At 69.9% G+C, this 25,185-nt stretch carries 19 protein-coding genes; 6 read left to right on the plus strand and 13 right to left on the minus strand.

Going from position 1 to position 25,185, the window contains the following annotated elements:
* Positions 1–27: 27 nt before the first annotated feature.
* On the plus strand, positions 28–2,394 hold the full coding sequence (locus tag ACWCOV_RS25015) for a glycosyl hydrolase (RefSeq protein WP_449831721.1): 2,367 nt from the start codon (positions 28–30) through the stop codon (positions 2,392–2,394).
* Here the strand turns inward: ACWCOV_RS25015 and ACWCOV_RS25020 are convergent.
* Positions 2,370–3,020 carry a hypothetical protein gene (locus ACWCOV_RS25020; protein ID WP_449831722.1) on the minus strand — a complete coding sequence of 217 codons (651 nt, stop codon included), beginning with the start codon at positions 3,018–3,020 and terminating at the stop codon, positions 2,370–2,372. The two genes, ACWCOV_RS25015 and ACWCOV_RS25020, sit on opposite strands and share 25 nt — an antisense overlap.
* Positions 3,021–3,134: 114 nt before the next feature.
* Here ACWCOV_RS25020 and ACWCOV_RS25025 point away from each other — a divergent pair, with 114 nt between their 5' ends.
* The 4 genes from ACWCOV_RS25025 to ACWCOV_RS25040 are packed head-to-tail and all read left to right on the plus strand — an operon-like array spanning position 3,135 to position 6,414.
* Positions 3,135–4,064, plus strand: coding sequence for an ABC transporter ATP-binding protein (locus ACWCOV_RS25025; RefSeq protein WP_449831723.1), 930 nt, complete (start codon positions 3,135–3,137; stop codon positions 4,062–4,064).
* Complete coding sequence (locus ACWCOV_RS25030) at positions 4,061–4,828, plus strand: hypothetical protein (RefSeq protein WP_449831724.1); 768 nt, start codon at positions 4,061–4,063, stop codon at positions 4,826–4,828. The genes ACWCOV_RS25025 and ACWCOV_RS25030 overlap by 4 nt, the downstream gene beginning before the upstream one ends.
* Positions 4,825–5,940 (plus strand): FAD-dependent oxidoreductase, encoded by a 1,116-nt coding sequence (locus tag ACWCOV_RS25035; protein ID WP_449831725.1) that lies wholly within the window; start codon positions 4,825–4,827, stop codon positions 5,938–5,940. Before ACWCOV_RS25030 ends, ACWCOV_RS25035 begins: the two co-directional genes overlap by 4 nt.
* 45 nt (positions 5,941–5,985) lie before the next feature.
* Positions 5,986–6,414 carry a hypothetical protein gene (locus tag ACWCOV_RS25040; RefSeq protein WP_449831726.1) on the plus strand — a complete coding sequence of 143 codons (429 nt, stop codon included), beginning with the start codon at positions 5,986–5,988 and terminating at the stop codon, positions 6,412–6,414.
* Positions 6,415–6,422: 8 nt separating this feature from the next.
* Here ACWCOV_RS25040 and ACWCOV_RS25045 read toward each other — a convergent pair whose 3' ends face one another.
* From ACWCOV_RS25045 to ACWCOV_RS25060, 4 genes are read right to left on the minus strand one after another with little or no spacing between them, the layout of a single operon-like run.
* Positions 6,423–6,848 carry a DUF1801 domain-containing protein gene (locus tag ACWCOV_RS25045; RefSeq protein WP_449831727.1) on the minus strand — a complete coding sequence of 142 codons (426 nt, stop codon included), beginning with the start codon at positions 6,846–6,848 and terminating at the stop codon, positions 6,423–6,425.
* Positions 6,849–6,860: 12 nt separating this feature from the next.
* Complete coding sequence (locus ACWCOV_RS25050; protein WP_449831728.1) at positions 6,861–8,825, minus strand: LamG-like jellyroll fold domain-containing protein; 1,965 nt, start codon at positions 8,823–8,825, stop codon at positions 6,861–6,863.
* Positions 8,826–8,834: 9 nt separating this feature from the next.
* Entirely contained in the window at positions 8,835–9,230 is a 396-nt protein-coding gene (locus tag ACWCOV_RS25055; RefSeq protein WP_449831729.1) for a hypothetical protein, read from the minus strand.
* A gap of 23 nt (positions 9,231–9,253) precedes the next feature.
* The gene (locus tag ACWCOV_RS25060) at positions 9,254–11,023 is read right to left on the minus strand and encodes a heparinase II/III domain-containing protein (protein WP_449831730.1); all 1,770 of its coding nucleotides are present in this window, start codon (positions 11,021–11,023) and stop codon (positions 9,254–9,256) included.
* Positions 11,024–11,485: 462 nt separating this feature from the next.
* Here ACWCOV_RS25060 and ACWCOV_RS25065 point away from each other — a divergent pair, with 462 nt between their 5' ends.
* On the plus strand, positions 11,486–12,088 hold the full coding sequence (locus ACWCOV_RS25065) for a response regulator transcription factor (protein WP_449831731.1): 603 nt from the start codon (positions 11,486–11,488) through the stop codon (positions 12,086–12,088).
* Here the strand turns inward: ACWCOV_RS25065 and ACWCOV_RS25070 are convergent.
* From ACWCOV_RS25070 to ACWCOV_RS25105, 8 genes are all read right to left on the minus strand, one after another.
* On the minus strand, positions 12,067–13,764 hold the full coding sequence (locus ACWCOV_RS25070) for an ATP-binding cassette domain-containing protein (RefSeq protein ID WP_449831732.1): 1,698 nt from the start codon (positions 13,762–13,764) through the stop codon (positions 12,067–12,069). The genes ACWCOV_RS25065 and ACWCOV_RS25070 overlap by 22 nt on opposite strands.
* Positions 13,761–15,413, minus strand: a complete 1,653-nt coding sequence (locus ACWCOV_RS25075) for an ABC transporter ATP-binding protein (protein ID WP_449831733.1) — start codon at positions 15,411–15,413, stop codon at positions 13,761–13,763. Before ACWCOV_RS25075 ends, ACWCOV_RS25070 begins: the two co-directional genes overlap by 4 nt.
* Positions 15,413–17,395, minus strand: a complete 1,983-nt coding sequence (locus tag ACWCOV_RS25080; RefSeq protein ID WP_449831734.1) for a prolyl oligopeptidase family serine peptidase — start codon at positions 17,393–17,395, stop codon at positions 15,413–15,415. The genes ACWCOV_RS25075 and ACWCOV_RS25080 overlap by 1 nt, the downstream gene beginning before the upstream one ends.
* A 77-nt stretch (positions 17,396–17,472) precedes the next feature.
* Positions 17,473–17,607: a SapB/AmfS family lanthipeptide gene (locus tag ACWCOV_RS25085; protein WP_449831735.1), complete on the minus strand. Its 135-nt coding sequence runs from the start codon at positions 17,605–17,607 to the stop codon at positions 17,473–17,475.
* A 3-nt stretch (positions 17,608–17,610) separates the two neighbouring features.
* Positions 17,611–20,193 (minus strand): class III lanthionine synthetase LanKC, encoded by a 2,583-nt coding sequence (lanKC, locus tag ACWCOV_RS25090; RefSeq protein ID WP_449831736.1) that lies wholly within the window; start codon positions 20,191–20,193, stop codon positions 17,611–17,613.
* A 205-nt stretch (positions 20,194–20,398) separates the two neighbouring features.
* Positions 20,399–23,380, minus strand: coding sequence for a KAP family P-loop NTPase fold protein (locus ACWCOV_RS25095; protein WP_449831737.1), 2,982 nt, complete (start codon positions 23,378–23,380; stop codon positions 20,399–20,401).
* A 32-nt stretch (positions 23,381–23,412) separates the two neighbouring features.
* Positions 23,413–23,778: a universal stress protein gene (locus ACWCOV_RS25100; RefSeq protein ID WP_449831738.1), complete on the minus strand. Its 366-nt coding sequence runs from the start codon at positions 23,776–23,778 to the stop codon at positions 23,413–23,415.
* 16 nt (positions 23,779–23,794) lie between these two features.
* Positions 23,795–25,177, minus strand: a complete 1,383-nt coding sequence (locus tag ACWCOV_RS25105) for a sugar porter family MFS transporter (RefSeq protein WP_449831739.1) — start codon at positions 25,175–25,177, stop codon at positions 23,795–23,797.
* Positions 25,178–25,185: the final 8 nt, after the last annotated feature.

Genomic DNA, 25,185 nt, shown 5'->3' on the forward strand with positions numbered 1-25,185 from the left:
AACCGAGACTTGCGGAGGTCGGGACCTGTGCCGACGGTGGACGACGTACGACGGCAGTTCGGAGCACCACCGCCCGACGGGCGGCCGATGATGCGCTGGTGGTGGTTCGGGCCGGCCGTCGACCAGCGCGAGCTCGAGCGGCAGCTGAAGGCGATGGCCGCAGCCGGGCTCGGTGGCGTCGAGGTCGCGTTCGTCTATCCGATGAGCTCGGTGGACGCGCCGTTCGGGTCGGAGAAGTTCCTGCAGGACGTGGGGTTCGCGGCGCGGACCGCGCGGGAGCTGGGGCTGCGGTTCGACCTCACCCTGGGCAGCGGCTGGTCCTTCGGCGGCGGCCACATCGGGCCGGAGCTGGCCGCCCGCCGGCTGAGCTGGGACCGCCGGGAGATCGGCGGCGAAGCGTACGAGGTGCCGGTGGTCGCGGCCTGGCCCGGTGACGAGGTGGTCGCGGCCTTCGTCGGCGCCGGGTCGGCCGGACAGCCCACGGCGTACGACGAAGTTGCTGCGAGCAACGGGATGATCCGGGTACCGGCCGGGAGCGGGCCGCGCGAGGTGCTGATCGCGACCTCGCGACTGACCGGGCAGAACGTCAAGCGCGCCGCGGCCGGGGCCGAAGGCCCGGTGCTCGACCACTACTCGAGGGCCGCGGCGGAGGAGCACATCAGGTCCGTGGCGGAGCCGCTGCTGGCTGCGGCCACGCCGGAGCTGGTCGGGTCGGTCTTCTGCGACAGCCTGGAGGTGTACCAGGCCGACTGGACGCCGTCGATCTTCACCGAGTTCGCCCAACGGCGCGGGTATGAGCTGCGGCCGCGGCTGTGGGAGCTGCGGACGGAGTCCCAGGTCCGCATCGACTTCTACCGCACGTTGTCGGAGCTTTACGAGGACAACTTCGTCACCGTCCTCCAGCGCTGGGCGGCGGCGCACGACGTGCCGTTCCGGATCCAGTCGTACGGCGAACCGCCGGCAACCGTGAGCAGCTACCGCCATGCCGACCTGTTCGAGGGCGAGGGCTGGGGGTGGACCCGGCTGCCCGAGACCCGGTGGGCCTCGTCGGCGGCGAGCATCTACGGTCGCTCGGTCGTCTCGGCCGAGGCGTGGACGTGGGTGCACTCACCGTCGTTCCGGGCGACTCCGCTCGACCTCAAGGGCGAGGCGCACGAGCACTTCCTGTCCGGCGTGAACCAGCTGATCGGCCACGGCTGGCCGTACTCGCCGTCCGGCGGACCGGGCCTCGGCTGGATCTTCTACGCCGCGGGCGCACTGGACGACCGCAACCCGTGGTGGCCTGTCGCTCCGGACCTCTTCGGCTATCTCCACCGGCTGTCCTGGCTCCTTCAGCAAGGCACACCGGTGCGGCCGGTAAAGGTGTACGTCCCGGCCTCCGACGCCTACGCCACCGGGTCCTTGAACCTCTACCGCACCGTACGGCGCTTGATCGGCGCCGACATCCCGCGGACGATCCGCGAGTCGGGGCTGGACTTCGACCTGATCGACGACGACGCGGTCGGCCTGGTCGACCCGGCCGGCGTTTCGCTGGTCGTCGTACCGCCGGAGTCGACGGTGCCTGCAAAGACGAGGCGCTGGCTGGATGCTGTGGTTGCGGCCGGGGGAGTGGTCGTCGATGACGTCGCCGCGCTCCCGGATCAGCTGCCCGAGCGGCTGCCGGAGGACATCGGTGTGGTGCATCGGCGGCTCGACGACGGGGATGTCTACTTCGTCGCGAACACGGGCAACCAGATGCGGACCTTCGACTTCCCGGCTGCGCGCTGCGAGGTGTGGGATGCGGCGAGCGGGGCGACCAGGCTGGCGTCGAACTCGGTCACGTTGCATCCGTATCAGGCCGTGGTGCTTGTGCCGGTAGTTGCCGGCGAGGAGCGGTTGGTGGCGGACATGCCGCTGCGGACGGTCGAGGGTTCGTGGCAGGTCGATCCAGCACAGTTGGCCGCGACGGGTTCGGCGTCGTACGAGGTCGAGCTCGACCTTCCGGCCGTCGACGACCGGATCGTGCTCGACTTCGGCGACGGGTCGCCGGCCGAGCGGGACAGCTACCTGCCGGAGCACTCCTTCCAGGCGTTGATCGCGTCGCCGGTCGGTGTTGCGGCCGAGGTCTGGGTCAACGAGACCCGGTGCGGGACGTTGTGGGCGCCGCCGTACCGGATCGACATCACTGACGCCGCGAGGCCGGGCTCCAACTCGGTGCGGCTCGTCGTCTACAGCACCGCCGCCAGTGCCTTGGCGGCCGACCAGCACCTCCAGGAGCTGGTCGAGTCCGTCACCGCTCGCTTCGGCCGTCGGTTCGATCTGCAGGACATCGAGCACGCGGCCGACTTCCAGGACTCCGGACGGCTCAACCCGCCGACCATCGTGCTGCGTCAGCTGGGGAAGCGCGGCTCGTAGCTTCGCGAGACCTCGTGCACCTTGCGGAGACCCAGGAACCCGAGCACGACCGCGATCACGACGGCCGTCGCGGCGGCGACCAGGGTACGCACGGTGTCCCCGGCGCCGGCCGCCTCACAGATCACCGCCACCAGCACACCGCTGACGACCGAGTTGATGACGCCGACGACAACAGGTGACCCGGACAGCCAGTGCGTCACCCCGATCCGGCGGCGGAAGCTGTAGGTCGTCCAGATCCCCGGCGGGTCGTCGTGGTGGCTCGCGATGAAGTACGGCTCGAGCTCCGGCGCGAGCTCGACGTACGCGTGCCGCAACCGGTTCATGCCGATGATCAGCCAGGTGTCCTCGATATCCGCCTCGATCAGCCGGAAGTACGTCCCGAACCCCACCAGCAGCACCACCGGCAGCACCAGCAACGCGAACGTCGTGAACCCGGACCCGAACCCGGTCGCGTTCGCCACCAGCGACAACGCCACCACCGCCGCCGACAGTACGGTCAGATACGTCCCCGTCCGGCTGAAGATCTCCTGCCACGTCATCCCCCGGGTAGCCAGCAAACTCCAGTGCTCCGTCGCCAAGAACTGCGCGTGCGTCTTCCCGGCATCTACATCCCTGAGCTCTCCCATCTCCCGAGTGTGACTGCCGCCACACTGCGCCGACGACGCGGTCAGCGGTGTCGCGCGATCGAGAGTCGTTGGTTGGGTGTTGACAGTCGATAGGTGAACATCGATTATCGATAGGTGATCAATGTCCGGGGATTGAGTAAGCAGTACGGCGACGTGCGGGCTGTGGACGAGTTGAGCTTCGAGGTGCCGGCGGGGCAGGTGACCGGGTTTCTCGGACCGAACGGGGCGGGGAAGTCGACCACGATGCGGATCGTGATGGGGCTGGACCGGCCGACGGCGGGGACGGCGCTGGTGAACGGGCAGCGGTACGCCGATCTCGCCGAGCCGCTGTACCACGTGGGGGCGCTGCTCGACGCGGGCGCGATGCATCCGGGCCGGACCGGGCGCGGTCACCTGCGGATCGGTGCCCGGAGCAACGGGATCCCGCTGCGGCGGGTCGAGGAGGTGATCGAGCAGGTCGGGCTCGGGTCCGCGGCGCGGCGGCGGATCAAGGGGTACTCGCTGGGCATGCGGCAACGGCTCGGGATCGCGGCCGCGTTGCTGGGTGATCCGCAGGTGCTGCTGTTCGACGAGCCGGTGAACGGGCTCGACCTCGACGGGGTCCGATGGATCCGGGCGCTGCTGCGCGGGTTCGCCGACGAGGGCCGGACCGTGCTGGTGTCCAGCCACCTGATGAGCGAGATGCAGTTGATCGCCGACCGCATCGTCATCATCGGCCGCGGCCGGCTGATCGCCGAGGCGCCGGTCGACGAGATCCTGCGCGGTCTCGGTGGCCAGCGCGTCCGCGTCCGGACGCCGCGGATCGACGTACTGCAAGGCGCGTTGGCTGATCGGGCTGCCGTGGAGCGGACCGCGGCCGACGAGCTGGAGGTGACCGGTCTGACGGCCAAGGAGCTCGGTGATCTCGCCTACTCACTCGGTCTGCCGGTGCATCACCTGGCCGAGCTCGAGCAGTCGCTCGAACATGCCTACCTCGCGTTGACCGAGGAGAGCGTCGACTACCACGGCAGTGCGCCGGCGTACGCGGACGGAGCGAACCGATGAGCACCCCGACCGTCCTCGCCCGCACCGGCAACGCCGAGTGGAGCCGGCTGTGGAGCGTCCGCTCGACCTGGATCTTCGCCATCGCGACCGCGATCGTCGTCCTCGGCTTCGCCACGATCATGGGGTACGACGTCTCCGACGACCCGACCGGTCCGGGCCCGGACGCGACCGCGTGGGACGGCGGCCGGTTTACTGCGATGTTCGCGCTGTTCGGCGTACTCGCGCTGTCCGTCGTCACCAGCACCGCCGACCACGGCACCGGCGGCATCGTGCCGACCCTGCAGTGGACGCCACGCAGAGGCGTGCTGCTCACTGCCCGGACCGCCGTCATCACCGGCACGCTGACGCTGCTGGGTGTGGTGCTCGTGACCGCGGCCAGCGTGGTCGTGTGGTCGTTCCGGCCTTCGCTCGGGCTGCCGATCGGCGACGGGATCAAGTCCCTCGCCGAGCTCGCCTTCGTGTACGCCGCCGGTGCGCTGCTCGGGATCGGATTGGGCCTGCTGACGCGCAGTACGGCGGCCGCCCTGGTCAGCGTGATCGCGCTCATGTTCGTCCTGCCGTTGATCCTGGCGCAGCTGCCGTACGACTGGACCGTCACGCTGTCCGCCCGCATGCCCGGCTCCAGCGCGCTCTTCCTGATCTTCGGCGAGGGCCCGCGCGAGGACATGACGACGACCTCGGCGCGGCTCACGCTCGGGCTGTGGGCCGTTGCGCTGATCGTAGCCGGCGGGTTGCGGCTGATCCGGACCGACGCCGACCGATGAGCGCCAGCGACGTACTGGTCGTGGGAGCCGGGCTGGCCGGGCTTCACACGGCCACGTTGCTGGCTCAGCAGGGGCATGACGTCTTGCTGGTGGAACGCCGTACCAGCTTGACCGCTGCGATTCGGACGACGGGCATCTTCGTGCGGAAGACGCTGGACGACTTTGCGTTGCCGGCCGAGTGTCTCGGGCCGCCGATCCGTCACGTGGTGCTGTATCCGCCGGATCTTCGGCGGCCGGTCACATTGGTCAGCGAGCGCGACGAGTACCGGGTCGGCGACATGGGGCCGCTCTACGTGGCCGCGGCCGAGCGCGCGGTCGAGGCCGGGGTGCGGATCGCGCTGGGCACGCGCTATGTGGGCTGGCGTGGTGGCGCCTTTCATTTGATCGATCGCGACGGGCCGACTCAGGTGCGGGCTCGGTACGTCGTCGGAGCGGACGGAGCGCGGTCGCGGGTCGCCCGCGATCTCGGCCTGGATCGCAACAGCCACCTGCTCGTCGGGGCCGAGGAGGTCTTCGCGATTCCGTCGAGCGAGGTGCCGCCGACGTTCCATTGCGTGCTCGACCCGTCGATCGCGCCGGGCTATCTCGCGTGGGTGGTCAACGACGGGCAGCATGCGCATGTCGGTATTGCGGGCTACGCGGATCGCTATCCGGAAGGCATGCGCAAAGCCCTGCAGCGCTTCAGCAAGGACGCGCCCGGGCTGGCCGGCGTCAATCGGCCGGTCGACGTGGAGCGGCGTGGCGGGCCGATCCCGGTCGGTGGTCTACTGCGGCGGATCGGTTGCGCAGACGGGTTGCTGGTCGGCGACGCGGCCGGCGCAGTCTCGCCACTCACCGCGGGCGGTCTCGACCCCTGTCTACGTTTGTCTTCGCTAGCGGCCGAGGTCCTCGACGACGCGTTGCGAGGAGGCGCAGCCGCATTACCTGCGTACGACGGCGCCGCCCTCCGCGCGCACTTCCGCGGCCGCCTGGTGCTGCGCCGAGGCCTGGCCCAGGTACGCACACCGGCCGCGGCATCCCTGGCCTTCAAGCTGCTCCGCACCCGCCCAGGCCGACTCGCAGCCCGCAGAATCCTCTTTGGAGACAGGTCCTTCCCGGCTACCGATGTGTGAGGGCGCGCAGGTGGAGGCCTGGCCGAGGTGATCTAGGGTAGGACGGTGGAGAGTGAGCCGAGTTGGCGCGAGAAGCGACGTGAGGCGTCCGCCGCCCACGCGGCCGCGCTCGAACAGCGCAAGGCAGCCGAGACCGCCCAGGCTCGCGCCCTGCTGACCGACTTCGTCCGGCAGCTGCAGGCGAGAGGTGTCGAACCTGAGCCGTTGCGCGCACCCGTGACGGGCTCGAGCACCAGCTACCGGACCGACCTCACCGGCTGGTACCTCCGCCGCAACCACTCACTCGCCGTCGACACCGACGCCAACTTCTACATCCTCGGCACCGCCCCAAGCGTGAAGTCCCGCGTCCTGGGTGTCCGGATCCTGCCCTCCGACCCGCCGCTGACCGTCGGCCTGGGCGCCCGCGACGGCGAGTCCATGCCGCTGCGGCAGCTGCTGGCCCTCCGTCTCGAAGAGGTCGACAGCCGGAACTGAAGGAGCGGTCAGATGCCGGTCCGGGTCGAGACGGCGACCAGCTCGCGGAGCGCAGGTCGCCGTACCTCCTCGAGGGTCGTGAGTTTGAGGCTGCGCATGCTGAGCGTGCCGCCGACCTGACGTCCGCCCGAGGTAGGCAGCAGGCCGTCGGGGTCGGGGAGGTCGCCGCCGCGGTAGAAGCCGAGGGTGACGTGCTTCTTGAACGGCATCAGGTAGGCGAACTGCTCGGTGTACTTCTTCGGCCCGATGCCCCAGCCGACCGAGCCCTGCTTCGCCCAGACCACCTCGACGGTGCCGGGCAGGACGTCGTACACCAGGTCGCGTACGGCGCGGGCGAGCGTCTGGACGTGGTCGCTCGACTCGGCGATGACGGACTCGAAGTCCGCGTCGTTGTCGCGGCCCGACTGGTTCACCACGCCTGCTGCTTCCGCCATGTCTGCAGTCTGTCAGAGCGGCACGCCCCAGGCGGCGAAGGTGGTCGGTGCGAGGTCGTAGTACAGGCCGGGGTTCTCGTGGAGCCAGCGGATGTTGGTGGCGCTGATCGGGCTGTCGAAGAGGCGGAGGTCGTCGACGTCGGCGACGGACGAGTCCGGGTCGTCACCGCCGACATGGAGCTCGGTCGGTTGGAGGAGGGCGCCGACCGCGTAGGTCTCGACGGAGAAGACCTTGCCGTTCAGGTAGAAGTGGATCGTCTTCTGGTCGCACGACGCGGCCACGTGGGTCCAGGTCTCGGCGGCGATCGGCCCTCGGGACGAGCTGATGATGCCAGTGGTGCCGCCCGTGCCGAACAGCCGGACCCAGAACAACCCGTCCAGCCGGCCCGCGTGCGCCACCTCGTCCCCGGCGTTCCGCAGCACCAGGAAGCGAGCGCCGTTGCTGCTCGAGCGACACTTCACCCACGCCGAGAACGCCCACCCCGGCGGTGAGGCCGGCCAGGTGAGTGAAGTCCTCGACGCACCGGGACCGGTGCCGTTCGCTCCGAGCGCCGTACCCTCGACGCCGGTCACCCACGACCCGGCCGCCGTGAGCGTGAGGTCGTTGGCCGCCGGTGACTTGTCGTCGACGACCGACCCGGTGCTCTCGTTGAAGTGATAGACCCCGCGGGCGACGTTCGCGGGCCGGTACGGCGTGACGACGGGCGCGCCGGCCCAGTACCCCGACGACACCTCGGCGAGGAAGTTCTTGGTGAAGGTCAGGTAGTCGTACGCGACCTGACCACCGGTCGTCGCGTCGCCACCGACGTACAACTGGTCCAGCCCGTCGATGGTCGGCGACACGTGCGGGACCCCGTCGCCGATGGTCACCGTCGCCTGGTCGGTGTCGATCCGGACCTGCACGTACGTCGGGTTGATCGCGAACTGGAACCGGGTCCACTGGCCGACGGTCAGGGCCGCCGTACTGGTCACCGGCACGGTCCCGTCGTCGATCGTCGTCCAGGTCGCGGTGACGGTCCGGTTGGTGTTCACCACGACGCGGACCCGCGCGTTGCCGACCGCGTCGTTGATCGCCAGGATCGGCGCGGCCGAACCAACGGGCGCGGCGTCGAGGCGGAGCCAGCCGCAGATGGCGAGCCGGTCACAGTCGGGGAAGCCGATCGCCCCGGAGGCGCCGGCCGCGGCCGCGCCGGAAACCAGCGCACCGCCGTACAGACCGGTCGTGAAGCTGGCCGACCCGGCGACGGTCAGGTCGTGACCGTAGCTGCCGAAGTCCTCGGCGGTGTCGTGGTCGAACGGGTAGATCGCCAGCTGGTGGTCGATCTGCTCGGCCGCGACGAGCGTCGGCCAGTACGCCGCTTCGACCGGGTCGTTCCACCAGCGCAGGTCGTCGATGATCCCGTCGAGCGCTTCGGAACTGGTCACCGCGTTCCGCCCGGCCTCGACGGTCGCCTCGGTACCGGAGTAGGCCAGCGTCGCGGTCGCGTTGACGGACAACACCTGGACACCGTCGACCGCGATCTTCACCGTGTCGGTGGCCGGCGTCGCGTCGTACGTGACGAGCACGTGGTGCTGCTGACCGTCGCGGATGCTCGTCGTCGTGCTGTACGTCGCCCCCGCGATCTTGGCCTCCACGTTGCCGGAGGCGTTGGAGGCGTACACGGCCCAGTTGAGCGTCCCCCCGCTGGTCGCGGACGCGATACACCGCGCCGCCGCCGTCGAGTTGTTCAACTGCACCCAGGCCGCGACCGACAACCCGCCGTCGGTGTTGAGCGGATAGAAGTCGTCCCCGGCCTTCGGCGGCCGTACGACGACCCGCATCGCGCCACCGGTGCAGTTCAGCCCATCGCCGTACCGCCCCGCCGCCATCGCGGCCGACCCCACGATCGTCCCGTCCAGGAAGTAGCCCGCGACATCCCGCACCGTCGTCCCGGTGACTGTGTCCGCGTTGAACGTGTACCCCGCTGATTGCGCCACGGCCGGCCCTCAGCTGGTGCGCCGTACGCGGACGGTCACGGTCAGGTCGGCGCCGGCGGCCGTGGAGCCCACCTGGTCGACGTCGATCGTCAGGTAGTCGCCGGCGGCGAGGGTGGTGAGGGCTGGTTCGTTGCCGGTGGCGGTGTTCGTGCCGGCGGCGATGGCCGGGCGCTTCGACTGGTCGGTGTAGATCGTCGTGCCGTTCTTGTTGACATCGACGATCAGGGCGGCGCCGGTGGGGGCGGTGTTGACGGCGGCTCGGACGGTCTCGACGGCGTACGCCTCCTCGAGGTAGATCCGTGACCTGCCGGTGGCCACCGCGACGGTCCCGGTGACGGCGAACGTGTGGGCTTCGATCGGGACGACGAGTACGCCGTCGATGGTCAAGGTCCCCTGGATCTGCATCTGTGTGTTCCCCCTGTGCCGCTCTACTTGATCCGGGTCAGGCGACCGTTGTCGGTGACCCGGATGGTGGTCTTGCGTTTCCCGACGGTGAGGTCGACGAAGAACATGCCGCCGGCGGTTCTGGTGCTGAAGGCAACGGTCTCGCCCCGGTTCGCCGGCACCAGAGCGGACAGGATGGTGGCGGTCGGGCCACTGCGGTTGAACTTCACCACCGGCGCCGGCTGCCGGTCGAAGATGGTCGGGAAGTACCACCCCTGCACCGGGTCCGCGGAGCCCTGCACGACCGTGATGGCGTTGGCCGGCAGCTGTTGCTGGTAAGGGATCTGCAGCACGTGGGTCTTGACCTGGTCACCGGGCTTGGTTGCGACCGCGGTGTTGGGGGAGGTGACCGTGACCTTCTGATCGGCCGGCAGGTGCCACAACGTCTCGTAGTGCTGCTCGGTCCCCGACCGGCCGCGGTCCAGCGTGATGACGAGGTCGGGATCCTTGAGCACCAGGACGTCCCGGGTCCGCTCCACGCCTTCGGCCGGCGTGTCGGCGAGCTGGTAGTACTCCGAGGTGTCCGCGATCGCCGCGCTGACCAGCCGCGTCTCGGCCCCGGTGCCCTTGGCCGTCGGCACGTACATCACGTTGTGCGCCGAGTGGTGCTTCGTCCAGGCCTGCCACTTGTCGTCCTCGTACCCGGAGTGTCCCGGATCGATCAGGATGTCCCGCCCGTGCGAGGTGTAGGTGATCGACGTGTGGTCGTGGTGACCGTGGTACATCCGTCCCGGCCCGAACCTGATCGTGTACGTCGACTCCTCGGTGAACGCCCGCGTCTCGCCCCACCCGGTCCGCCCGAAGATGTAGCCGGCGTCGAACACCGCCGTACGCTGGGTCGGCCGCGTCCCCTTCTTGCCGAGCGTGGCGGCGTACTCGAGAGAGGTCCCGGGTACGGCGTCCGGCTTCTGCCGGATCGCGTCGCCGACCTGGGGGAGTTGCCCGGTCGAGGTGGTCGCGAGAGCGAGCCACTCCGCGAGCGCATGGCGCCGCTCGTCGATGACGGGACTCGGATCCGCGCCGCACCGGTGCAGCACGGTGCTCGCCCGGCCCCACAGGTTGTAGTTGAACATCGCGTATCCGATCGACTGCTCGTTCGTCGATCCCTGCGGGTCGATCGCGGTCGTGATCGCCTCGGTCAGCCGCGCGACGGCGAGCGTCTTGAGCTCGGGCCGGTTGAGGGTGCAGCCGACCCCGAACATCGCGATGCTCTCGTCCGTGCCGTGGTTCGACGGCCCGCTCCAGGTCTCCGTCATGAACCTGGCGTGGTCGAGCAGCGCCTGATCGAGCCAGGCGTACTGCGGCGGGAGTTGCCGAACCTTCAGAGCGGACAGCACCGCTTGACGCGCACAGATCAGCACGTTGGTCCGGTGCATCGTCGACTCCCACGCGCCGACGTCGCCCTTCCACGAGTACGGGTTGTCCCGCACCCAGTCGTGGATGATCGCCATGACATGCGTCAAGGCCCGGCGGTCACCCTTCCCGCCGGCCTGAATGCCTTGCCCGAGCCACCGCAACGAGTGCAACCACATGTACCAGCTCGGCTTGCTGTACGGATTCGATCGCCACCGGACGTCGCCCGACCCGTCACCCACCTGGTACGGCGGATCGTCGCCCCAGGCAAACGTGTCCCGCAACAGCATCGGCAGCGGCACCTTCGCCTCGATCCCGCTGAACCCCGCACACTGGTACGTCCCGGTCCGCGCAACCGGCGTCGGCTTCGACGGCGCGGTCGGCGACGGCGTAGGGCTCACAACTGTCGGCGGCTCACTGGGGCTAGGCGACCCTGGAGCGGTAGCCGCCACACTCCGCTCCCGTTGCTTCGGCATCAGCACCGTCACCGCCCCCGCGAACGCGACAGCACACACGACCAGGCACACCACAGCCAGCCCAACAGTGCTCCCCGCCCGCCGCGAAGCCACCCCAGTCTCCCCCCACCCCACCGTTCATCGGTGTATACCAGAATCGTCCGACGCGAGCCAGTACCGGGAAGACGCGCTCGAGACCGGAAAGGTTGCACGGAACGTCGGACCGGCCGAGATCACTGCGGGTTGCGCGCCCGACACGGTCCGGCGCCGGCGTCGGCCGGTTGATCGCCAAGACGTGACAAATGGGTGCGGCCGATTCACACTGGGCGTCACCGAGCGGGGGATCGTCGGTACTTTTCGTGACTGGGGAGTCTTCAATAGGTCTCGCGATACCTGGGGGGCAGGGGCGTGGTCCGAGTCGTGCTCGGGCATCACGGCGCGTTGGTGCGGGGGGCGCTGGCCGCGGTGCTGTCACAAGAAGCTGATCTGGAAGTGCTGGCCGAGATCGAGAAGGCCGACGACGTGCTGCCCGCGGTGGCCAGCACCCGGCCGCACGTGGTGGTCCTGGACCCGATGCTGGACGGCGACATCAGGATCGAGGAGCTGTGCCTGCAGTTGCGCGAGCCGGGCATCCTGATCCTGATCGACCGGGACCTGCTCAGCGGAGTCAGCCTCGCCCTGGTGCGGCTGGCGCCCCGGGTCGGCTTCATCGCCACGGACGCGTCGCCGGCGGACCTGGCCGAGGCTGTCCGGCAGCTCGCGCAGGGTGCGGCGGTGATCGATCCGGTCGTGGCAGTGGCCGCACTGCGGGCGGTGGACAACCCGCTCACCGATCGGGAGTGTGAGGTGCTCCGGCTGGTGACCACGGGGGCCACCGCGCAGGAGATCGCCCGGAGCCTCAACCTGAGTGCCGGGACTGTGCGCAACTACCTGTCGCACATCCTCACCAAGACTGCGGCCCGGAGCCGGATCGAGGCGGTCCGGAAAGCTCAGGAGGCCGGCTGGATCTGATCGGGCTGCGGTTGCCAGTGACCGAGCAGATCCCGGTAGAGCTCCGATTCCCGAAGCAACGTGGTGTGCCGGCCCACCATGGCCTGGTTGCCGTCCAGCACCAGGATCCGGTCGGCCCGCAGCGCGGAGCTGATCCGGTGCGCGATGACGATCAGCGTGCCCGGCCGGTCGGCGAACGCCTCCTCGGCCTGTCGCTCGGCATCCGGGTCGAGGTGGCAGGTGGCTTCGTCGAGAACGACCAGCGGCGCCGGTGACAGGTAAGACCTGGCCAGGGCAATCAGCTGCCGTTCACCGGCGGACAGCTGCGACGGGTGGATCGGAGCAGCGGTCCCGCCCAGCCGCCTCAGGAGGGCGTCGGCGCCGACGGCCTCGATCGCACGGTCGACTTCGGCCGCCGTCGCAGTGGGTGCGAGATAGCTGAGGTTCTCGAGCACTGTGCCGGAGAAGACATACGCTTCCTGCGGAATCAGCACGCGCGTCCGTGCCCGCTCGATCGAGGTCAGCTCGTACGGCGGGACGCGACCGACCGCCAACCGTCCGTCGGTGGGGCGAAGCAACCCGCAGACGAGTCCGGCGAGGGTCGACTTGCCGATGCCGCTCGGCCCGACCACGGCGAGATGGTCGCCCTCTCGCACCACAAGCTGCAGATCGCGAAGCACAGGTTCCGGTCCGTAGGAGAACGACACCTTGTGCAACCGGACCTGGTGCCCACGCGGCACTGCGGTCGACGCACGCTGCTCAGCCTGAGCGCCACTGTCGAGGATCCGGCCAAGGGTGACGACGTACCGCAGCCCACTGTCGCCGACGACGGACATCACTGTGCTCAGCGCGGGTTGCAGCCCGAGCAGCACGTAGGTCAGCCCGCCGAGCAACGTGCCGGTGCTGACGCCGCGACCGGCCAGCCAGGGACCGGTAGCCAGCAGGATCAGGAGCGGCAGCCAGCCGCCGACGGCGAAGCAGAGCGTGCGGAGCGCGGCAGTCCTGGCCAGTGCGCGCTCGGCCGCGGCGTGCGCCTCGATCGGCTCACCGACCAAGTCCGCGGTGAAGTCCTCGGCGCCGGTTGCGGTGATGTCGCGCACCCCCGCGAACGCGGTGCCGGTGGACATCGCCAACTGCTCATCGGCGGACAGCGACGTCGTGATCCGCTCGGCCGCCGGCCCGAGGATCGCCAGCGAGGCGGCGAAGCCGAGCAGGAACGGCGGTACGACGAGCGCCGCGATCAGCGGGTCGAGTGACAGCAGCCCGGTCACCACGCCCACCACGGTGAGAACAAAGGTCCGGGTCACGACGATCAGTCCGGCGAAGGTGTCCCGGACGATCTCGACCTGCCGGTTCAGCCGCGACACCGCCCCGTCGGCCCGGCGCCCCGCGGCGCCGTTGCGGAGTGCGTCGCCGACCACGCGGCGGACCAACTCGTCCCGGAAGGGTTCTACCAGGTCACCGAGCCGTCGGTACGCCTGGCGAGCACCGACCGCGCCGACGCACGCAGCCGCGACCAGGCCGCCCAGCCAGGCGAGCCCTGGAACGGACCGGCCGGCGAGGAACGCGTCCGTCGCGTGGGCGACCGCGATCCCGTAGACCGCAGTGGGCAGGATCTCCGGCACCGACCACGCAGCGAACTCCAGCGCGTTCCGCCGGCGGAGCGCCGCCGCACCGAACCGCAGTTCGCGCCTCATCCGAAGATCTCCCGGTACGACGTGTCCTGCCACAACCGGCGGTGCGGTCCGACGCCCCGGACCCGGCCGCGGTCGAGCCAGACCACGAGATCGGCGCGGGACGCGGTGGACGCGCGATGGGTCACGATCAGCCGGGTCCTCGGGTGCTTGTCGTCGGTCAGCGTTCGGCTGATCTGCCGCTCGGTCGCGGTGTCCAGGCTCGAGGTCGCGTCGTCGAGTACCAGCAGCCGGCCTGCGTGCCATGCCCGGGCCAGCCCGAGACGCTGCGCCTCGCCGCCCGACATCGGGGCCTCGGGCAACGGCGTGTGGTAGCCCTGCGGGAGGCGGCTGGCGTAGTCGTGCGCATGGGTCGCCCGCGCGGCCGCGAGGGTCTGCACCGGTCCTGCGTGTCCGGACGAGATCGACTCGGACACGGTCCTGCCGACCAGCACCGGCCGCTCGAACGCACAGCCGACGGCCTGGCGCAGGACGGATCGCCGCACTGCTCTCAGCGGTACGCCGTCCAGCAGCACGAGCCCGGTGTCAGGGTCACGCAGCCGGGCAGCGAGTGCCGCCAGGACCGACTTGCCCGCCCCACTCGGCCCGACCACGGCGATGGTGGCTCCGCCGGGCAGATCGAGGTCGACGTGATCGAGCAGGCGGACGCCGTCCGCGCTGACGCTGACATCGTCGTACTGCAGCCGGCCGGGGCCGGGCGGCAGCGGGAGGGTGCCGTAGGCAAGGGGCTCGACGGCCAGGATCTCGGCAACGCGCCGGGCTCCGGCCCGCGCCCGGGCGAGCTCGCCCAGGATGCCGGTCAGACTGCCGAGCCCGGCGCCGAGGACGGCGTACTGCGCGGCGGCGAACAGCTCGCCCGCGGTGATCCGGCCATGCACGAGTTGCACACCGCCGATCGCGAGGACGGCGACCAGGACGAGTGGGCCGACGAGTGCCGCCTGGGCGCCGGAGCGGGCGAGTAGGCGCCAGGTCTGCAGACCTTGCCGGTGCAGCTCGGGCAGGGGGCCCAGCACGCGACGTTCCTCCCACTCGGCCGAGCCGGCGGCCGCGATGGTGCGGATGCCCCCGAGCGCCTCGGTGAGCAGCGCGGCGATCCGGCCCTGGGTCTCCTGGTAAGCGAGGCTGATCTCGGTGGTTTGCCGGGCGAACACCCACAAGATCAGGATCACCACGAGGACCCCGGCGAAGAAGCCCGCCGCCAGCCACGGGTCGATGAGCGTGAGCAGAACCAGGCTGCCAACCGGAGGCAGCGCCGCCGCGATCGCGGTCACCGCCGCCGGCCCGGCCTGGGCCGCATCGCCGGCGTTGCCCGACACCCGGCTGACCAGGTCGCCGGTCTCGAACCGACGCGTGCCCTCCGGCCCGCCGCTGAGAACCTGCCGAACCAGGCGGTGGCGGAGCCAGGCGGTGGTTCCGGCGACGCACGCCGTCCCCGCGAACGCATCGACCAGGGCGCAGCAGACACCGAGCGCGATCAGTCCGCAGGCCAGGATCAGCCAGCGGGTGAAGTCGTTGCCCGAAGCAATGGCATCGACGGATCGGCCGAGCACCGTCGGCAGCGCCAGCATGACCGCGCTGTCGAGCAGGGCCGCCAGCCCGATCAGCGGGAGCCAGCCGCGGCCGTGCCGAACCACCGCCCAGAACGCCGGCATCAGGTCAACCCGGTGTGAGCGGCGAGGAAGGCGAGCATGTCCGCAGTCAGCGCGACACCGCGGCTGACCGGCGCGGTGCCGTGCCCGGTGTCCGCGTCGTGCCGGAGCAGGATCGGCCGTGTGCCCGCCGTCGCGTGCTGGAGCGCGGCGCACATCTTGCGCGCGTGCAGCGGATCGACCCGCGTGTCGCCACCGAAGACTGTGAACAGGACCGCAGGGTAGTCGATGCCTTTGGCAACATGATGGTACGGCGAGTAGGCCAGCAAGTGTTCGAGCTGGCCTGGATCGGCGCTCGACCCGTACTCCGGGACCCAGGACGTGCCGAGGCCGAAGTGCTGGTACCGGACCATGTCCAGCACCGGCGCCGAGCAGACCGCCGCGGCGAAGAGGTCCGGTCGCTGGGTCAGCGCCGCCCCGACCAGCAGGCCGCCGTTCGACTCACCGCAGATGCCGAGCTGCTCCGACGTGGTCCAGCCGTCGGCGATCAGCGTCTCGGCCGCGGCGATGAAGTCGTCGAAAACCCTCTGCTTGCCGTGCAGCCGTCCTGCCCGGTGCCAGTCCTCGCCTTCCTCGCCGCCACCACGCAGGTTGGTCGTGACGAACACACCGCCGGCCTCGACCCAGGCCAGAGTGAAGGCCGAGTACGTCGGTGTCAGGGACTGCCCGAATCCGCCGTACCCGTAGAGGATCGTCGGTCGCGGACCACGCCTGCCGGGTCGGGCGACGACCAGCATCCGGACCGGTGTGCCATCGGCCGAACGGTAGACGACCTGCCGGGCGGTCACCTTCGGCACCTCCGTAGTGCCCGGCGGACTCGCCCACACAGTGGTTTCGCCGGTGCGCGCGTCGTACCGATGAACGGTGGCGGGGGTGACGCTGTCGGTGTAGCTGAACCAGAGCTCGTGACCACCCTCGGGACGCGTGGTCAGCGCGCCGATCGAGCCGAGACCGGGCAGCGGTACCTCGGCGAGCCGCTTGCCGGTGTGGAGATCGTGGACGGCGATCTCGCCGAGCGCGTGCCGGGTCCGGGCAACGACGAGCAGGGGGCGCGGCAACTCGGGTCCGTCGAGGACGGCGAGCTCGCTCAGCGGAGCCTTGGGATCTTCGGGGACGAGGTCCCGCCAGTTCGCGGGTCCCGGCCGGGCCGGATCGCCGACGCAGATCTTGCCGGCCGGCGCGTCGAGCGTGGTGACGACGTACAGGCGTCCGTCGCGCACGACCAGGGCGCTGCGGACGTCGAGCCCGTGCTGGACGACCTGTGGTTTCCCGGAGTCTGCCAGCCAGAGGTCGTTCCTCGCGCCGTGCGCGGCGGAGATCGTCAGCCAACGGCCGTCGGCACTGATCTCCAGGCCGTACGACGCCTTGTCGGTCAGCAGCGGCACGTCGTCGGGCACGCCGACGCGGTGCAACCAGACCCGCCTGGAACGGACGTAGTAGAAGGCGTTGCCGTCAGGGAGCCAGGCGACGGGGGAGTAGCGGCATCGATCGAGCGGACCGTCCAGAACCTGGCCGGTGCCGGTGTCCATCACGTAGAGGGTGGATTCCTCGGTGCCGCCCCGGGACAGCTGGAAGGCCAGCCGCCGGCCGTCCGGCGAGGGTTGCCAGGTGTCGAGCGTCGTATCGCCGGCCGGGTCGAGTTCCAGGGGATCGATCAGGGCCTGCTCGGGCGGGTCGACGTACAGGACCGGGTGATCCCGGCCCGCGGATCCGCGCAGGAAGAACTGGCGTCCGCCGCGCCACAGTGGCGGAGTCTGGGTTCCGACGCCGCTGAGCTGCTCGGCTCGGGTCCGGAACCGGTCGCGGCCGGGCAGTTCGGCGGCATGGTGAGACCACAGCTGGTCCTGCGCCGCCTGCCAGCTGACGGTCTGCGGGTCGGTCGCATCCTCGAGCCGGCGGTACGGATCCGCGATCGCGTGGCCGTGGAGCTGGTCTACGACCGGCGCGCGAGTGGCCTCGGGATACCTGATGTCGGTCCTCTGCACCCAGCCCTCCTCTCCCGGGCGTTGATCCTGGGCGGGGCGAGCCCGCCCCGCCCAGAATCGTGAACCTGCGCTGCGGATCAGTGACAAAGAAGCAGGCTGAGGTTGCTGGGGCGCTGCGAACCGCAGGTCAGCAGCGTCAGGCCGCTACCGCCGCCACCTCCACCGTGACCACCGCCGGGAGCCTCGAGTCCCTGAAGGTCGAGAAGTGCCATGATTTACACCTCCTTCCGTTCGACTAGTCGGGATCCGGACGACCCGCCGCGGTCGGGGGGTCCGAAGAACGGGAGGGCGACGGGCCGGTCGTGCAGCGCCGCGCCCAGAGCCAGCAGTACTCCGGCCGAACCGGTCGCCAGGTCCATGGACAGGCGAAGCAGCTGGTTGCCGGGGAAAGCGAGACCGCCCGCGTGTGGCAGCGCGTGCCAGGCGAGTCCGCGAACAAGCTCGGTCATCGTGGGGTCAGGGCGTCCCGGCGTACCCGCCTGCATGGCGGCTGAGGCGAGCAGGCCCGCCCGGCCCATGAACAGCCCGGGCTGTACGAAGTACTGGGAGTGGTTGACCCGCCGGAGGGCGGCCAGGCTTTCGGCGAGCTCGTCGTCCGGGCGATGCCGAAGGTAGCGGTCGAGGACGAGAGCGATGCCCGCCGAGCCCTCTTCGAGGTACGGCAGCCGCCGCCAGCCCTGGTTGACCTGGAGCGTCCCGGACTCGTCGAGGACACACCGGCGCAGGTCCTGCCGCAGCGCCGTCGCCGCGAGATCCAGCAGGCCGTTGTCGCCGGATCGCTCGTACGCGGTGAGGAAGAGCATCGCGGGTCCTGCGGAGCCGTACATCAACCCTGCCCGTGGATGCCCCTCACCACTGATCTCCGGTACGTCGTCCGGCCCGCCGAGCTGATCCGCCACCCGATCGATCACCTGGCCGGCCGCTGCGCGCAGCCCTGGTTCGCGATCGAAGTGCAGGAGGTTCAGCCCGATGCCTGCCAGGCCGGAGTGCAGGCCGAGCTCGGTCGCAGCGAGTGATTGCTCCAGGCAACGATCCAGCGCGTCGAGAGCGTCCTGCCGGTAGCCGAGCCCGTCGAGGACGTGGGCCACGCCGTGCAGGCCGTCGTACAGGCCGGTCCCGGCTGCCGGGTCGACTGCGTGCCTGCGGAGCCAGTCGTCGTACTGCGGGAAGCGGCCGGCCCCGGTGCTGCGCAGGGCGTACAGCACGCCGGCCGCGCCGTACCCGAGGCTGGTCCCGCCGCCGGGCTGGAACTGGGCGATGTCGCCGGGGAAGAGCCGGTCGTCCCGCTCCGGCGTGGCGCTGGAGACAATCGAGCGGGTGATCGCCGTGCGGAGACAGTCCCAGCCGTCGGTGCCCGGCATCGCCGTTGACGCGAAGGACGGGTCCTCGGTGCTACCCATGATGGTCTCGACCGCTGCGTCGACAGGTGCCTTGGGCACCGGAAATGCCGCGGTGATCAGCTCGCCGAGGTGCCGGGCCTTCCCGGGACAGAGCTGCAGTAGCATCGTCGCCTGCGGGGCGAACAGGTTCAGGCAGAGACACGCCAGGGCATACAGGTCGACGTCGACGCCGCGGCGGCCGGGAGGTGCGACGTACCCCGGGTGGGCCAGGTCCGAGCGAGCCGGCTGCTCGGCGAGCGTGGCCACCTCGAAGTCGATGAGCACGAGCCGGTCGTTGCCGTCGATGAGGATGTTGTCCGGGTGCAGGTCGCCGAAGACGACGCCGCGCTCGTGCAGTGCCCGTACCGCGGTCTCCACCCGGGCCAGCATCCCGAGCGCCCACTGCGTGTAGGCCTTCCGTGAGTCGGGCGCGGGGTCCGGCTTGGTCAGCGGGAAGCGGTTCACCAGCAGGCGCTGGAGTGGGTTCGCGTCGATGAACTCCTGCACCAGGAAGTGGTGTTCGCCGAGGACGAAGTAGTCGCGCACCGCCGGTACGACGTCCAGGCCGGCCAGGCGGTTCAGGATGTCCCGCTCGTGCTGCATCCGGGCGACCGCGTCCCGGCGCGCCTCGTCGAGCCCCGCGAACGGCCGGCCCTCCTTCAGGACGACCCGCTCCGTCGTCTCCCGGTGATGGCCGAGGTAGACCCCGCCGCCGTTGGAGAACTGGATCACGCTCTCGATCTCGTAGGCCATCTCGTTGGTGGTCACCGCGTTGCGCGCGGCCAGGTGCGGATCCAGGAAGGGCGGCAGCTCGACCCAGGCCGGGATCGAGAACACCGGTCCGCGGACGTCCGGGACGAGCCTGCCGTCGGCGTTCGCGAGCGCGAGCACCCGCTCGCCGGTGCTCGACAGACAGTGCTGCTCGGCGAAGGCGCCGTACCGGACGAAGAGTGGGCCGGCGTCGTACCTGAGATCGCTGAGGATGTACGGGCCGCTGACGCCGGTCAGGATCTCGTCGAGCTCCTTGAGAACCAGCTCCAGCTGGTCCTCGTCGCGCGGGTAGATCGTGACCAGCTTCCCGCTCGATCCACGGAACGCCGCTTTGGAGTTCATCATGATCGCGACGGCCGTGCTGCGCAGGAACTTGAACGGGAGCCCGCGCGGGACGCAGTACTCCCAGACCGCTGCCAGCGCCCGCTCGGCGGCCTCGAGACCGGACGAGACATGAATCTTCCAGCCCTGCAAGGGCAACGAGACGTTCTTGGGTGCGTAGTTCATCCAGATCTCACCGGCTTCGTGCTCCCAGCCGGCCGGGACCGGCTGGGAGCAGAGGGCGAAGTCCGGGTCCTCCGGTCCACGGTTCGCCGGAGTCTCGTAGAACACCCGATCAGCAAGACAGTAGAGCTCGTACCGCTCCATTCCCGCCCCCGATCCGTCAGACGCCTCGCCGACATCCTGGCCACCGCACCGGGCACCGCGTAGTGAATGAAGTCATGACTCGGCAGTGAAGAAGTCATGCCCCTACCAACGCGTTTGTCACCGGAGGTCCTCGATTGGCCACACTCTGTCACCTCGCGCCAGAATCAGCCTTCAGGAAGTCGCCAACGGCCACGTTCTGCGACCGTCAGTCGTACTGCTCCTGCACGATGCGGAGGAGGAGTTCGTCGTAGCCTCGGTAGCCGGCGCCGAGGAGCCACTCGCCGACGATCGCCGCGGCCAGGCCGGTCAGCCGTTCCGGGTAGAGATCGGTGCTGCGGCCGAGGTCGATGGTGACCCGGTGGTCGGTCCGGCTGCCCTGCCGGACGACTCGGGTGCCGCCGAGGTCGACGACGCCGGCCATGCCGCCGGTGGTGTGCAGGGTGAGGTCCACGGTGGCGCGATCGGGGGCTGGGCTCTGCTGAAGCAAGGTCTCGAAGGCGTCGAACGCGGTCGAGGTGGAGGCCAGCATCGCGGTCAGCAGGTCGACAAGCTCGGCCGGCGAGAGCGCGGCGGGCAGCGGCCGTTGGTCATTGTGCCGGATGTTGTCGGGGCGCCGGTCGTTCCCGAGTTCGAGCAGCCAGAAGCCGACGGCGATCGTCAGCATCAGGACCGGAGTCGTGGCCGACTGATCCACCCCGGTTCTGACCTGTGCCGCGACCTGAACAGGCAGATTCCCGCCGCCTGTTGCCTCGACGTCGGTGTGCAGCACGGCGTTCGTGCTCGAGCGCGCCTCCGCGTCCGAGGTCTGCCACTCGAGTGTCGTGAGATGCCACTCCGGAGCCGAGCGGCTCAGCCAGTCCGTGGCGGGCGTGTAGTAGTTCAGGAGCTCCAGCGCGGCTTCTTCTCGCTCCTGCCCGATGAGACCCGGAGCGTTGTCGTCCGCGACCGGAAGCGTGGATCCGCCGGGCACGATCACGGTCAGCTGCGCCTTGAGGTCCGGCTCTTGACCAGCGGGAGCGGCGAGGAGAACCGGTTCGTGGTTGAGCAGTGCCGGCGGCCGGTCGATGGACGGCAGCTTCGGCAGCCGAATGAGCTGCTGCTTGTCCGCAGCGGACAGGAGCTGGGACGCGGCCGCAGCCTTGCGGTTGGACCAGCTGAGATCTGCCGGATCGACCGCGTCTGTTACCGCGGCCCGGAGTTCGTCGAGATGGTGCAGGACGCGGGACGGTCCCAGTCTGAGCACGAAGGTGTCGACGTCGATCGCCGCGAGGCTGGTCGGCTGTCCGGCGGGGTCGACACTGACTTCGACCATCCGCGCGGCGAGATCCGGCAACGAGAGACCGGCGTCCACCAGTTCGCCGACCCGCTTCCGGACCACGGCCGGGACCCAGACGGTCTCGAGCCAGTTGAGCAGGAACGCGATCGGCTCGATCGGCGCGTCGTCACCGAGCCGGACGTGCGAGTCGAGGCGTCGCCAGGCCGCCTCGCCCGCTTGTTTGACGAGGTCTGGGAACCACGTCCGATCGTCCGATGACCGGGGCAGATGATTGATGGCCCTCAGCAAGTACTGCAGCGGCGAGACCTGCTCGGCCGGACGGTCCAGCAGGCGAAGCAGCTCGGCGGGATCAGGACGCTCGGCCTTGACCAGGAGCGTCACGATCCAGTTGATCGCGGCGCTCTCGATGTCGTGGTCAGGCGGCAGCGGAAGCAGGCCGAGCAAGGTGGTGAGCACACCGGTGGCCGCCGTACTGGTGAAGTCTTCGGACTGCGACGTCGCACGCCGGATGAGGCGGGCTGCCTGGCTGCAGGCGGCGCGGTCCGACAGGGACGGGTTGAGCAGATCGCGCAGGATGGCGAAGTCGTTGCCGTGCCGGCCGGTTGCCCATTCATGCAGGGCCCGCTCGAGGAGGACGTCCGGCGCTTCCGTGGTTTGCATGGTCAGGGCGAAGTACCGGTCGACATAGTCCGGGTCGCTCACCCGCCGTCCCTTGCGCCGGCTGTCCGCGCCTCCGGAGGCGAGCAGTGGGAAGAGTCTCTGGACGGCGCTGCTGACTCGGGTCAGGTGACGGTCCGGGACACCGAGTTTCTTGAAGTGCTCGGTCGACCCCCACCGCTCGAGTTGGTTGCCGTCGGCGGACCAGGCCACGCCGACCAGTGCGGCCTTGTCCTGCAGCAGGGTCTGGTAGAGCGCGGGATAGCTCAGCCGCAGGAACGTGACGACCGAGAAGTCGACGAAGTCGATCTCCGAGGCGCCGATGATCGGCAGGTAGGTGCGCAGCTGAGTCAGGTACCGCGAGATCGCCCGGGGTTCGGTCAGTACGGCGGACAGCAGGCCTTCTCGTTCGTCGTCGAGGCGGATCCGCTGGCTCTCGGACAGTCCGGGCCGGACGAGCTCCGAGATCACCTCGGCGAGTCCACTGGCGAGCATCGCGCCCGCCTGTTCCGGCCGGGTGGGCGGCTGGTCGAGCCGAAGCGAGACGATCTTCTCCAGGAACGCCAGCGCCCGCGTCCTGTCGTCCCGGGCGATCTCGGTGGCCTCCAGTACGTCGAGGACCGTCTGCTCGTCGTACGCGAGCAAGTAGTGCACGTACGGCAGCCGGCCGAGAACACGCACGGCCCGGAACAGCGCCAGGAGCTCCTCGTGCTGCAGCCGGTCGATGTCGTCGACGATGATCAGGATCGGCCTGGCCAGCTTCTCGAGCTCCTCGGCGACCTTGCGCATCTGGGCGTGCACGGTGTCGCTCTGGAGGCGGTTCACCACCGCGTCGCCCATGCCTTTCGCGACCTCGCCGACCAGCGGGATGGCGGACAGGAACGGCGTGACGTACGCGCCGTACTCCTTGAGCGCCTCGCGGACCTTGGGGGTGCGCCCGCTGTCCTTCGGCAATGCCGTGGCGATCCCGCCCAGCAGCTCGGACACGACGGCTTCGGATCCGGCCAGCGCCCAGGGCGTGACGTAGGCGAGGAGCCACCGCGACGTGTCGAGACCCTCGACGATCATGTTGACCGTGCTCGTCTTCCCGCTGCCCCACGGCCCGACCAGTCCGATGACCGTACTGGCCGGGGATCCACCCACGTGGTCGATCAGCTCCTGGACCCGCTCGACGAACACCAGCCGGTCCAGCTGATCGGAGCCCAGCGACTCGATCGGCTCGTCAACCCACCAGTTGCCCTCCCCGCCCCTCATGGCAGCAAGGATGCCGCATCAGCGGCACTTCGTCAGTCGCGGTCTACGTTGATCTTCACGGCGAGGACCGGCACGGGGGACTCGAGCAGCAGTCGCTGACTGATGCTGCCGAGCAGCGCCTTGCCGACCGGGGACCGGCGTTTGACCCCGATCACCAGCCGGCGGGCGCCGTACTCCTCGAGGTCGGCGAGAACGGCGTCGGCCGGGTCGCGGTCGGACCTGCCGTGCCGTTCGAGGACGGTGACCTTGGTGGTCGCCGGGATCGACGACGTGTCCAGGGGTTTGAGGGCGAGGTTGACGGCGACCAGGTCGGTGCCGAGCAGGTCGGCCTCGGCGGCCGCTGCGGCGAGGGCGGCGACGCCTTCGGGGCTGTCGGGTACGGCGACCATCACAGTCATCGCAGGTACGACCTTTCTACGTGTGGGCGGCCTTGAAGGAGTCCTCGAACTGTTCGAGGGTGACGCCCCGGGTCTCCGGGACCGAGGTGGCGATGAAGATCAGGGCGAGTGCGCCGAGGCCGGCGAAGAGGAAGAAGGTGGGGGCGATGCCGACCGAGGCGACCACCGGCGGGAAGCCGAAGGCGACGCCGGCGTTGGCGATCCACAGGCAGAAGACGCAGACGCCCATCGCGAAGCTGCGGATCTTCAGCGGGAACATCTCGGCCAGCAGCAGCCACACCAGCGGCCCGATGGTGCCCTGCATCGAGAACACGAACAGGACCGCGAACACCAGCAGCAGGTACGGCTTGAGGGCGTTGTCCGGCATCAGCAGCGCGGTCAGCCCGACCAGCAGGTGGAAGCTGGTGGTGAGCGCGAAGCCGGCGAGCAGCATCGTCCGCCGGTTGATCTTGTTCATCACCAGGATGCCGACCGAGATGCCGAGCACGCTCGCCAGGCCGAACAGGGTGTTGCCGAGGATCGCGGCCTCCGCCGAGAACCCGGCGTCCTCGAGCAGCTGGCTGCCGTAGTACATGATCGAGTTGATCCCGGTGAACTGCTGGAAGACGCCGAGCCCGATCCCGATCAGCAGCAGCCGCCGGATCCACGGCACCGCCAGGTCGGCCCAGCCGCCGGTCTGCGCCGCCTTCTCCTCCTCGGCCAGCGCCCGTACCTCGGCCAGCTCGGCCTCGGCCCGCCGCGGCGAGCGCACCTGCCTCAGCACGGCCAGCGCCTCCGGGTCGCGGTCCTGCGAGGACAGCCAGCGCGGGCTCTCCGGCATCCGCAGCATGCCGAGGAACAGCAGGATGGCCGGCAGGACGGCGACCAGCAGCATGAACCGCCAGACGGAGTCGTGCTCACCCCACAGCTGGAAGATGATCGCGTTGACCACGAACGCCGCGAACTGGCCGGACACGATCATCACCTCGTTGCGGGTGACCAGGCTGCCGCGTCGTTCGTACGGCGACACCTCGGCCAGGTACACCGGGACGGTCGCCGACGCCCCGCCGACCGCCAGCCCGAGGACGAACCGGAAGACCGCCAGCACCTGCCAGGTCGGCGCGAGCACGCAGCCGAGGGTGCCGATGGCGAAGACCGCGGCCAGCATCAGGATGTTGTGCCGGCGGCCGTAGCGGTCGGAGAGCCGGCCGCCGATCAGCGCTCCGAACGCGGCCCCGAAGATCAGGATGCTGACCACGAAGCCCTCGGTGAACGCGGTCAGGCCGAGGTCGTCCTTCATCGGCGCCAGCGCGCCGTTGATGACGCCGGTGTCGTACCCGAACAGCAGGCCGCCGAAGGTGGCGACCACGGCGATCAGTCCCAGCCGGCGCGAGTGCGGGCCTGGGACGTCGGCGGGCAAGGTCGGAT

The sequence above is a fragment of the Kribbella sp. NPDC002412 genome (assembly GCF_053592935.1).